The sequence below is a fragment of the Hyalangium sp. genome, from assembly GCF_045802625.1.
Lineage (GTDB): Bacteria > Myxococcota > Myxococcia > Myxococcales > Myxococcaceae > Hyalangium.
On record NZ_JBJMQP010000029.1, the window covers coordinates 50176 to 61940 of the forward strand.

Here is an 11765-nt window from a genome sequence, read left to right on the forward strand (position 1 = left end):
CTAGCGTTGTTACCGGAGCTTCTGCCAGTGTTCACGCCGGTGTTCTCGGCGTTTCTGCCAGTGGTATTACCGGCCAGCCAACGGCGCACGACTGCGCCGCATATGGAGGGTTGCCCCTCCAGGGAGTTGATCCCACCCATCGCCCTGCCCGCCCTTCACAAACTCGCCCACCTGCCCAGAACTACCCAAAGCAGGAGTGACACAGCGCAGCGCCTTGTGTCCAGACGCGGGGCGAAGCACGAGCAGTGATTGGCAAGCGTGCAGCCGGGCAACCAAGGGCCCATGCGGGCGGGTGGATGGAGCGTGCGCGGTGCAGGGCACGGTGCGGCTGAACCGTGGCGGACGCGAAGCGGTGACGGGACTTCATACGGGACTTCTACGGCCCTTCTACGGGGTGCAGCTCGGCGCCACGCCCGGTGCCACCGGAGCCCACGCCCGGCGTCACCGGAGCCCACGCCCGGCGCCACCGGAGCCCACCAACGGCCCGCGCCCGGCGCCACCATACGCGTATCGGGCAGGCCTGTGCGCCAGTAGACCCCGTGCGTCGGACAGGTGAAGTTGCGCCCGGTGGAGTCTCCCGCTTCCAGGCTCACCTCCTGGGCGCGTGGAGCCCTCGCGCATGAGTCGTAGCGTGCGCGGTGGAGCCGTGAACGGCACGCGGAAAGGAAGCCGACGTCTGGAGCATGGACAGCCCCTGACTTCGACGCGGGGGCGCTCCCCTGTCTGCTACTCTGGGGGCCTACCCGGGAGGTTCCCCCGCCTTGTTCCGACCCTTCACCCCAAGTTTTGCGCTCGCCTCCCTGCTGGTGGGCCTTACAGCGACGGTACAGGCCGCGCCCGCAGGGCGCTCCGTCGGTCTCACGGGCAGGTCGGGCGAGTCCCCGGTGCTCTACGTCGCGCCTGGCACCGTCACGGTGATCCTGCTTGGCGCTCCAATCCTGCGTGAGTCTGTCCAGGTGGAGGGCCGCGCCCGCTTCGCTGTATTCGAGGTGGGGGATGCAGGCGTGACGCTCTCGCCCGCCGTGGCACTCGGGACTGGCGAACAGCTCGCGTTGCGAGTCACCTACCGCGAGGGCTCACCCGCAAGCGTCCTGTTCCTGCTGACCGGGCAGCCGGGCACAGCGGATGGCTTGGTCAACGTGAGCCGCCCGCAGCAAACCGTCGAGGCGTGCCGCGTGGAACTGTCGGCCACACGCGAGCGGTGCGAGGCGCAAGCCAAGGAACTGGAGGCGTTGAAGGCACGGCCCGCAGCCTTGAGCCCGGCAGCCGTGGCGCTAGGGGGCTTCGTAACAGAGAAGGGCTTGAGGGGAGCAGAGTTTGATCTCGGGTGCCTATACGCGCGCGGGCATGAGCTTCGCCCCACACGGTGCTGGGGCCTTGGGGGGGCAACGTGGAGCGTGGCTGTCTTCGAAGTGAGCAACACTGGGGAGGAGCCGTGGGCGCCTGCGTGGGCCGAAGTCACGCCCGCAGGAGGGGAACCGCGCCGCGCCCGCGTGGTGCTATCAGGGCAAGCAACCATCTCCCCGGGCGGTGTGATGGGCGTGGCCGTGGAAGTGGAGATGCCCGCGCGTAAGTGGGAAGCATGGCTGCGAGCGCAGCACTCGGTGCGGGTGTGCAATGGTGATGGGAGCCGCTGTCTGTCCATTCCCGAGGTGACGCTGTAGCCACTGGCGAGAGGTGCGCGGCATGTTCGCGGATTTTGATCCCTTGGACTTGAAGCCCGGCCAGATGGTGAGCGACTGGCGCATTGTCCGACGTATCGGAAGGGGCGGGTACGCCGTCGTCTACGAGGTAGAGAAGGACGGCCAACGCTTCGCGCTCAAGGTGGCCTGTCAGACAGAGCGCAGCATTGATCCAAAGCAGACGGACGCACGCGCGCGTCGCGAGGCGGCCTGTCTCCAGCAACTGAACCACCGCTACATCATCCGCATGCTGGGGCAAGGTCGGTGGCCGGACGCGCGCTCAGGCTTCCACTACATCGTTCTAGATTTCGTGGACGGCTACACGCTCGCGCGGTGGGTTGAGCGGACCCACCCGACGCCGCATGAAGTCGTCGTCCTGTTCCTCAAGCTGTTTGATGCCCTGGAGCACATGCACGCCAAGAACGTGCTCCATCGAGATTTGAGCCTGAGAAACATCATGGTCACCAAGGACGGCGAGCCGGTGATCATCGACTTTGGAGCAGCGGACTACGCAACAGCCGAGGAATTAACGGATGGGCCACTCCCGCCAGGGACGGCGCGTAACCGCAGCCCCGAGGCTCAGAGTTTCTGGGATGAAAACCGCCTCAGGCACGGGGCCCGTTACACGTTCAAGGCGACGGACGATATTTTCGCGCTCGGAGCCAACCTCTACGACGTGCTGACGGACCCCACACCGGAACGCACCGAGGAGCGGCCCGTGCTCAATAGCATGTTGCTGGTGCCGCCTACCCCGCTGCGAAAAACCAAGGGGCGCGTGCCAGCGGAGTTGAGCGCCTATGCGATGAAGCTGATCCATCGTGACTTGGAGGTGCGGCCAGCGACGGCGAAGGATGCGCGGCGCCTCCTGGCAGACTTGGAGCGCTACGAGGGGGCCGATTGGCGCGAGTTCCCCATTCACCCGGCATCCTCGCAGCTACCGCCAGAGCCCCCGGAAGCGGAGCCCTTGCCAGTGGAAGCGCGACAACCCGAGGGGCCGCAGGAGCCGTTCCCTTCCCATCCGCTCCCGGTACAGGTGGGGCCAGCGGATGCGGCGCCCGTGCCTTCTCCGGTGCAGGTAGCGCCAGCGGATGCGGCGCCCTTGCCTTCTGCTGCGCGGGCTCCTGTGCAGCACAGCCCGCGACGTGCGAGGTTGCGTCCGGTGTTCCTCGGGGCGTTGGCGCTCTCTGTCTTCGCGGCAGTCGTGGCCGCATCCCTGCTGCACAGACCAGCGCAACCCGAGCGGCCCCCCGTGGCCAGGAGCACACCAGCGGACCAGCTCCCAGCCTCAAGCACTCTGGCCGAAAAGCCGACAAGCCACCCCGAACGGTTAGCCTCCCCTCTCCCTACCCAGAAGGAGGCGAGCCCGTCCGTGAAGCTGCCCGACAACTCCCCGACGCTCACCAATGGCGTACCCGACCCGCGGCAAGTCCAGAGAGTCAGCGCGCGGCGCGCGGTCATAAAGAAGTGCGCGGCGCTCGTGGCCTCCGTCGCATGGCTTGAAGCGGGCTGCACTGGCGTGCAGACGCGCCCGGATCCCGAGCCGTGTCCCGAAGGAGCCCTGAAGGCGATGGAAGAGCTAGGGTGGTCAGTGGGCTACGAAATCCCCGGGCCCGGCATCCTGCTGGACGTGACCAAGGGGACCTATGAAGAGGCACGCGAGCAACCTCATGCCGTTTGGAAGGATGGGCCCGTTACGGGGGCCCTGATCAGGGCGGAAGGCAAGGCGCCTGCGGGGATGAGGGTAGATGGGCATCTGTGGACGACGGGAGATCGCATCTATGGACGATACGTCCGTGCCCACCTTCCAGGCGGGCGCACCGTGCCGATCTGCCTCGAACTGGCAAACAGCGGCGAATTGGGCTCGCCCCTGCGAGAAGGCTCGAAGCCGGGCGCCCCGGTGGCGGTCAAGGTGTCCGGGACGGTGGCCGTTGAGCGGTGGAGGTGAGCCGGGCCCGGTAGAGCGCTTGCGCGTATTGGACAGGCAACGCGCGTCGGCCAAGTGAAGTTGGCCCGGTGGCTCCCTCCCTCATCGAAGTGGGCCTACCGAGGCGTTCCGCTGATGCTGTAGCCAGAGCTCGCGCCGCGTCCGGCGCAGAAGCCTTTCACCTCCAACAGACACACTGGAAACGATCTTCCAATAACGAGGGATTTCGATCCCGCCGATCGCGACGGAGCGCGGGAACGAATCCCGCGCTCCAACGATCGCCGTAACTTTCACCTATGGTCATGACGAGTGCGGCTTGCCGCCCACAGCAGAGAATGAGCTACTTTCTTGTTCAGGAACCCAGCGGCAGAGCGGAAGTTGGTGCCACGTACACCCATCGGGCGCCTGGAGGTCGAGCAAGAGACCAGGAAGAGCCATCGACAGCGATGGTTATCCGACCCGCGCTCGCCTGATCGCCCCTGTGCACCAAGGATCGCGCACCTCGCGATCGAAACGCTGCGCTTCCGGCAGATCGTCTCCACATGTAGAGGATGGCGTTGAGCACATCGCATCGGCGATGCACTACCGTCGGCGGGCCGACGGGGTTGCCTCGAACGAAGGGCTCAACCAGTTACCACTGCGCGTCGTTCAAATCCGAGGATAATGCTGTCGGTCAGCAACCTGGGGCGTAGGGCTCATGGCCCGGGCCATAGAATACGGGGCGGCATTCCGGGCAACCTGTCACGTAGGACGAGCAGTGTCCCACTTAACAGAACAACATGCTAGGCAGCCGCCACGGTGGCTGCCTGCTGCGGGCTGTGCTCGATAGGCTGTCAGGGGAACGCTACATCTTGGGCCTGCTCACCTCAGTTCAACACCTTCCGAGGGCGCTCCACTGGCCTGTTGTACACTTGGAACAGGGCCGCACGGCAGGGCACTGTATCGTCTATCCATCTCCTAGAACTTACCCGAGATCATTGAATGGCAACCACCACTCAGAACTTCGACATTCACCCCCTCGACCTCGTCTATGCAGTTTCCCAGCAGCATCTGAACGCATCACTGGCGACCTACTTTATGGCGTTGAACCACAAGATCGAGTTCAACTATTACATCGACGACAACGGCAATTATGTGCCGACGGCTCTTGAGAAGACGCCGGACATCTCCTTCAGCGGCACCGTCTTCCCAGTGGTCGACTCCGAGGGGAATGTGAAGGTCGATCTCATTGACATGTCGGCTGCCGGGGCCCTGCAGCCCAATCAGGTCCGATTCCAGCTGACTTTCGCACCAGGTGCTACCTTCAGCTATATGGGCCGCAAGTTCCGCCAGGACGATCCGCTAAATGCCCCTTGGGTGATCTCCATGACCACCAACCTCACCTCAACGGTCCTATCCGACAACATCCCTGAGGCGCTGCGAGAGCAACTGGCGCTCTTGATGAAGAACTACGGAGAGGTGTTCTCGCTCCAGCAAATCGCCACCGACCTGGCGACCGCCTCCGCAGCAGCGGGCATTGCCAATAAAGATAACTCGCAGTCGAAGATTGGCCAAGCCATCTGGTCTCCTCTCGTCGATGTGATGGTTCTGCACCTCAAAGCGAATGCTGCGGCGGGGAAGATCCCGCTCGGCTATGTCATCACGAAGAGCACTCCCGCAGCCGCCACCTCGAAGTTGAAACCTACATCCACTCCGGAGCTAACACCTACATCGGCTCAACTCGTGGTGGTGCCCAACAAAGATACGCCAGCACTTAGCGCCTTGGTCTTCCCGATGATGACCCAGGATCGGGCTATGCCCACCAACTTCGCGTCGCTCTTCTCCGACGTGAGCCTTTTTGGCGATGTCCGGACCGCCGCTGGGGTAGCTATAGTGAGCACCAACCTTGTCCGGACAGTCCTGCGGGCCAACCTGGATAAGGAGGGTGTCACCGCAAAGGCGTCTCAGTTTCTCAAGGTCGCTGCCAACAGCAAGTCCCCGACCACGTACACGTTAGCGGAAGGCACTGGGGGGATTTACGAGGATACAAACCCCACCGGGTCCGCCCCCCCGGGGACCTATCTCTCCTTTTCCTTCGCGCAGCGCTCTTCGGATAGCTGGAGTTTCCTCTCTGCGCATGGCGGTGGGACTAGCTCTATGCAATGCAATTTTTCCGTTTCTGGTTCCACTGCCTCCAAAGACGGCGGAAGCCTCCTCACGCTCAAAGGCACCTACCGGTTGACCGCTAGCGAGACCCAAGGCTCTTTGGGCTGGCAGATGCCCTGGACGACATTCCCCTGGTCCATCCAGTTCGTCATCGGCAACAGCAACACACCTGGTAGTTACGGGGCAATCACTTTCACCAATCAGAATGAAGATTTCGGCTCAACTCCGCAGCCCGAAGACCCGAGCAGTTGGGAGAAGTTCCTCGACGCTATCAATCCATTTGTCAGCATGGCAAAGGATATCGGCGGCATTCGAGGCCACCTCAGCAAACTTCTCCAGGAGAAACTTCGTCCTGCCCTGATAGCCTCATTTGCGCCCCTCAACAAATTCGTGATGATTGGCGGCAATGTCTTCACTTTCTCTAACGTCCATCTGAATTCGAACTATCTCCTTGTCACAGACATCGCCTACCAGAGCCCCACCGCCGCTCCGTCCCCCCCTCCCGTCGAAGGCTAGGCGTCTGTGTCCATTTATCCAGCTACCCACCGCTCCCCGCGACGCGCGCCTCATACGACTTGATCACTTCACTATCTCTCAGAGGAAGATTTACCTGGGAGGACTGCTGAGCGTTCAAAGAAGTGATCGAGTAGTACTAACGCCATAAACTCACGAGTCCATACCCATGCCTGTGACAAAGATTACCCATAATTCTCAGTATATGGAGAACCACCGAGCCGTGCAGCCGCTGGCGGCCCAGTCAGCGCTGGCTGCTGCCAAGACCTCTGGCGGGGGCGCGCTTCTGCTATCCATCGACCAAGGCGGGTTGCTGCGTATCACCGCTAGGCTGGATGGCCATGCAGACGGCTGGATCAGCCATACGGTCAGTAGCGAGTTGACCGACAAGTATCCTGTAGGCACAACCGTCAAGGCCAAAGCTTTCGGCGTCACCCAGTCCCAAGATACCGGCCCGATTACCATCCTAGTGGTTGTCAACATCAAGGAGCCTGGGGTGACGGGAACTAGTTACGACGACGTGTGGATGCTGTCCGGGCTCGACAGCTCTACAACGGCACGGTGGCTGACCGACCCTGCTGCTCGCGCATGGGTGACCCGCCGCTTCGACTTCACCAGTTCCGACTTCCCAAGCCTAGGCGCGGCGAATCTCTCCGTCGCCGATGTCCACCTTGCCCGCGTCGTCGGTCAAGTCTCCGCCCCAGCCCTAGCCGCAGTCACGGTGACAGATCCTGCCAGCAAGATCAAACGACCGTTCCTCGTCAACCTGAATCCCACCGTCGCTTCAGGCGTATGGACATATCATCTGCCCGGCCAGAGCTACACCGAGCTGCTGGATAGTGCCGTCGGCCAAGCCTTTCCCTCGCTCAGTACCGGCATCTACAGCTTGTACACCAGCGTCGAGGGAAGTGCCGACAGAGTTACCGCGCTTTCTTTCCACCCACGCGTGGTGACTGCCCCTACCGCGCTCTTCGCTGTACCGGTCGGAGCTTCCGCTATCGCCAGCCTTCCAGCAGGGCAGAGCAGCGGGCCTTTCACCGACCTGCTCGTGGCAGGCGACGGCACCCTAACGCTTGTGTCCTATGACGCGAAGACCGCGCAGGACCAGCTTCGCCATGGCATCGTGATCACCTCCAGCCCGTTCATCTCTGGAGTGACGGAACTGCACGCGGTCACCGATCAGACCACCGTTTCAGTCTGGGGTCTCAACGGATCAAATCAGCTCTTCTACACCCAAGCCCCCTTCTCCCAGCGCTACACCCCAGGCGCGTGGAGCCCGCCGCTGCCGCTGCTGAGAGACGTCCTGCGGGCCTCCCCCTACCTTAGTGATACCCGAAATCTGACGACCCTCTTCGCGGTCGTCAAAGTAGCTGGCAGCGAGAAAGAGGCGCTGATTGAGCTTTCCAAGGATCCGGGGCCCACACAAGATGCCGCGCCTTGGATCCAGCGAACCATCAACCTGCCGGCTCCAACGGCTTTCCTGACGCTCCAGAGTTACACCACGCGAATCCTCCTGACGGACGGCTCGAACCTGCCGGTCCCCGATGCCGAAGTGACGGTGACACCGTCCTCGGCCTGTGTGCTTGAGATCAACGGACTCAGTTATACCGCCACGCCCTCCCGGCCGGTGGTTGTCACTTCGGACTTCACCGGCGAGGTCTCCATCGTGCAGGAAGTCTCCTCGCTCTCGGCGGCGACCTACACAGTGACGGTGGATGGCTCCGCAGCAACCATCGACCCAATGGCCGAGGTCAGACAAGCATTGTCCCGAATCACCTCGGGGAGCGACCTGCTAGCGGCAACCTACACGGACTCCATGGGGAATCAGCAGCCCTTGCTGGATAGCAGAAAGGTGTCTGCGGAGAATGCCCACGCGGTAGCCAGCCTCATCCAGCAGATCCTAACCCCCCCCCTGCGGGCGAATCTGGCGGCTGTCACCGCCCAGACTGTTGGAACCGAAGGCTCAGTTGGGATTGCCGTCGCGATTGGCGACTTAGTCCAATCCCTAGTCCATGCCATCAAGGATGGATACCAAGCGGCACTCCACTTGCTGGAGGAAGGCTGGGCCTTGGTGGTAAAGATCGGCAACAAGATCTTCCGTGCGGTTATCAAGACCGTAGAAGGCGCGATGGGCGCCGTCGCCAGCTTGCTCCAGCAGATCGAGGTGGGCGTCGAAAAGGCGTTCCGCTGGCTAGCCTCCCTATTCAATTGGAGAGACATCCTTAAGGTCCGGGATGCGCTAGTCAGCTTCTACGATCAAGCACTGGATTCAGCCGCCAGTAGCGCGGCTTCGCTGAAGCAGCGGTGCAACTCCTGGATTGATCAGTTGGAGAGCAAGCTTAGGGACAAGGACGCTCGCGGCAATCTATTCAACTCTCTAGGCAGTCAGTCCGGAAGTTCGCTCCTATCGAGGCGACCTGCCAACACCACGGTGGGGAGTTCAGACCTACGGGTCGATTCTCGGCTTGGGTGGGTGAAAACGCAGCTAGCCAACATGGGCGCGTCGAGCCTAGCCCCCAACTCCTCTGTGGCTGCCATGACGTTCGCCACGGATCTTGCTAAGGCTTTCACCGACGCACTGAACCAACTGGGGAGCCAAGTGGGGCAGGCGTTCTTGGGCTTAGCCTCGGACAGCGCAGACCTTATCAGTGGCCGTGTCACTGCGAAGCAGTGGCTGGACAAGGCCGTCGTGCTGTTGGCGGAGTTTGGGCTGGAAGTGGTGCGGACTGTCGCCAATGCCGGGCTGGAAATGGCTAGCAGCGTGGCGGAAGCCGCCCGCGCGGGCCTAAAGCAGAAGATCGAAATCCCTGTGTTGTCGGCGCTCTACCGCCACATTTCGGGAGGGCACGATCTTACGATGCTGGATGCGATATGCCTGCTGCAGTCTGTGGTGCTGACACTGAGTTTCAAACTGGCAACCTCCGCGAAGGATGTCTCGCCCCTAGTCCTGACGTTGACCGGTAAGAGCGCCAGCCAGGCCATCGCGAGACTTGCCCAGGCCTCACCTACGGGCAATCCGGCCGTTCCCCAGGCTATGACGACCGCGCTGAGTGACTTGGTCGGCCCGGACGTTCGCGGCTCTGCCGCACAGTTCGCGCAGCCGGTGCCTTCCGGGCAACCAGACCCCACGATGGTCTTGGCCAAGGCTCAGCCAGGGGAGGACCAGCGAGAGCGTGCAATTATGGGCGGCGCTTTAAAAATAGTCCACGCCTACACTCTGGCCTCCCACGAGGTGCTGAATACGAATGTCACGTTCTCTTTAGATCTCATAGCCCGGTTCGGGCTGTCCGTGACGGCGTTATTCGGAACGGTCAAACAAGGGGAGGCGCCTGCAGTCCCCCTTGGGATGGCCTTCGTGGATTTCGTATATGGGTTCATCGCGGCTGCGGCGATGGGGCTTTCCTTTTCTGGGGTAAGGGGGGATGAACCGAAGGTGATGGGAGAACTTCTTCGAAAGATTGACTGGCTCGTCTCAGGCGCGAGCGGTTTGATTGGCATCTACGGAACCATCGTCGGCGGCTGCAACCTATCGCCAGCGTTATACGCGGCTACGGCGGCGGCGGACTTGGCCCAGCATTTCCTGAAAGGGAATCCGCAGGTGGCAACCATCGTCCTGGCGGCGCGGACTGAGGCCTGTACACTCTCCGGCGTGGTCGATCTCGGAAAGGCATGACGGCTTGGGCTTGGCTTCGTGGCTGGTGAATGGCTTGGGTTGCACCGACTGAACTTGCGCGAGTGGGGACTTTCCTCGTTCTGCGCGGGATTTCGATCGCAGACAACACGATCGTTACCTCATTTCGCGCCGCAGTGGGGTCCAGTCATTTCAAGCGTTTCGCGCGGCGCGATGGCGGCTGGGGAGCCCAGAGTCCAAGCCTCTGGGCTTCCATCCGCGCGAATTTCCTCGTGCAGGCACCTGCGGCGAGAGCCCGCGCTTTCCCAAGGTCGTAAAGATCGAAATCCCGCGCGCTCGACGATCGTTTCCACTCTGACACCAAGACCTACACGGAGGCTTGTGGCAGACTGATGCAAGGCGTAGAATCAACAAGACTTTCAGTGACCATTCATCTGGACGACAGACCATGAGTGACGTGACAGCGGGGCAAGGCTTGAATTTGGCAGACGGACTTCAATACGGCGCAGTGGCTCTCATTGGGGCTCTCATCGGCATGGGGGAACTGATCTCTCGCTACAAGGATGACCCTGCTGGGGCCATCACTAATCGCCCTGCCATTACCTACATGCTGGTCAACGTCATTGCGTCGATGATCGCCCTACTGGCCCTCAAGTCGATGCCTATCAGCCTCGCGCCAGATCCCGCAGACAAAGTCATCGACGCCCAATTGGAGTCCGCTAAAAAGGAACTGGACGTCGCTGCCAGAGAGCTGAACTCCGCAAGTGAGGAGTGGATTTCTGCCACAGATGCAAAATCTCTCGCTGATAAAGAACTCGCCAATGCTAAGTCGGCTATGACGCCCTTTGACCAGGAAAGGCTGAACGCCCAGGAGGAGTTGAGCACAACCACGGCGGAATTAGAAACCGCCAATCAAGCTCTGCACAAGGCTAACCAAGACCTGGATTCTGCGACGAAAACTCGGAAGGCCAGCCCTTCAGTCAGTGAGCAGCCGACCAAGAACCTCCAGCAGGCGGTCAATGACGCCGAACAGTATCGCAGTACGGCGCAGCAGAAGGTTGATGCAGCTTTGCAGCGCCTCCGCCAAGCGAAACAGAACTATGTATTCAACTCTGGGCGGCTGACAGACGCTGAGCAGAAGCTTTCGAAGGCGTCCGAGAGGGTTACAGCCGCCGAAGCGAACCGCGGGACCGCCCGGAAGAAAGTCGATGAGGCGAAGAAGCATGCCGTCGACGTTGAGCAAGCCAATACCCATGGGGAGGGCCGTGCGGCCAATCGCGTCGGCTACGTGCTGCTCGCTGGATTCGGCGCAATGAGTCTACTCCGCTCCTCAGCCTTCAACATGCGTGTGGGCGACAATGACATTTCAGTCGGCCCGAGTGCATTGTTGCAGGTCATACTCATGGCAACGGACCGAGCTGTGGACCGGGCTCGCGCGAAGAGCCGTGCCGAGCAAATGGCCAAGACCATGAAATTTATTAAATTTGACCAGATTGAGGAGAGCCTACCACAACTCGCCTTCTCGATGATGCAGAACGTACAGAAGAACGAAAAGGAGGGCTTCAAACAGCAGATCGAGCAGCTACGCCAGGCGAAGATCGATCCCGTTGCGAAGCTGAGGCATCCCCTCATTTTGCGAGCAGGCAGGCAAGCGTTGACTGGGCCGTCTGATGCAATAAGTAGGGTGTAGCGGCCACTACTTGACCGGTGAGGTCATCGGCCATCAACGAGGAGCAGGTTCGTACCTTCCTGGAGGGGTTGTTCGGGGAGGATTTGCACGCCAAGCGAGTGCTGTCGCTGACGCTGGCGACGCTGGGAGTGGTCCACGCGGCCAGTCTGTCGGTGTACGCCATCGGGCAGGCGGTGGCGC

At 61.6% G+C, this 11765-nt stretch carries 5 protein-coding genes; all 5 read left to right on the forward strand.

From position 1 onward, the window contains the following. Window positions 1-806: 806 nt before the first annotated feature. The 5 genes from ACJ8AT_RS05130 to ACJ8AT_RS05150 all read left to right on the forward strand — a co-directional run bounded on the left by ACJ8AT_RS05130 (window position 807) and on the right by ACJ8AT_RS05150 (window position 11585). Window positions 807-1664 (forward strand): DUF2381 family protein, encoded by an 858-nt coding sequence (locus ACJ8AT_RS05130; protein ID WP_407736446.1) that lies wholly within the window; start codon window positions 807-809, stop codon window positions 1662-1664. 22 nt (window positions 1665-1686) lie between these two features. After that, the gene (locus ACJ8AT_RS05135) at window positions 1687-3627 is read left to right on the forward strand and encodes a serine/threonine protein kinase (protein ID WP_407736439.1); all 1941 of its coding nucleotides are present in this window, start codon (window positions 1687-1689) and stop codon (window positions 3625-3627) included. A gap of 960 nt (window positions 3628-4587) precedes the next feature. Then, window positions 4588-6267, forward strand: coding sequence for a hypothetical protein (locus ACJ8AT_RS05140; RefSeq protein WP_407736440.1), 1680 nt, complete (start codon window positions 4588-4590; stop codon window positions 6265-6267). 220 nt (window positions 6268-6487) lie between these two features. After that, window positions 6488-9937: a hypothetical protein gene (locus ACJ8AT_RS05145; protein ID WP_407736442.1), complete on the forward strand. Its 3450-nt coding sequence runs from the start codon at window positions 6488-6490 to the stop codon at window positions 9935-9937. A gap of 406 nt (window positions 9938-10343) precedes the next feature. Then, a complete protein-coding gene (locus ACJ8AT_RS05150) occupies window positions 10344-11585 on the forward strand; it encodes a hypothetical protein (protein WP_407736443.1) in 1242 nt (413 codons plus the stop codon). The last annotated feature ends 180 nt before the right edge of the window (window positions 11586-11765 follow it).

Bases quoted from the DNA above. Each gene is read 5' to 3' on its own strand.
- ACJ8AT_RS05150 (WP_407736443.1), top strand. From the start codon at position 10,344: ATGAGTGACGTGACAGCGGGGCAAGGCTTGAATTTGGCAGACGGACTT.
- ACJ8AT_RS05135 (WP_407736439.1), top strand. From the start codon at position 1,687: ATGTTCGCGGATTTTGATCCCTTGGACTTGAAGCCCGGCCAGATGGTG.
- ACJ8AT_RS05140 (WP_407736440.1), top strand. From the start codon at position 4,588: ATGGCAACCACCACTCAGAACTTCGACATTCACCCCCTCGACCTCGTC.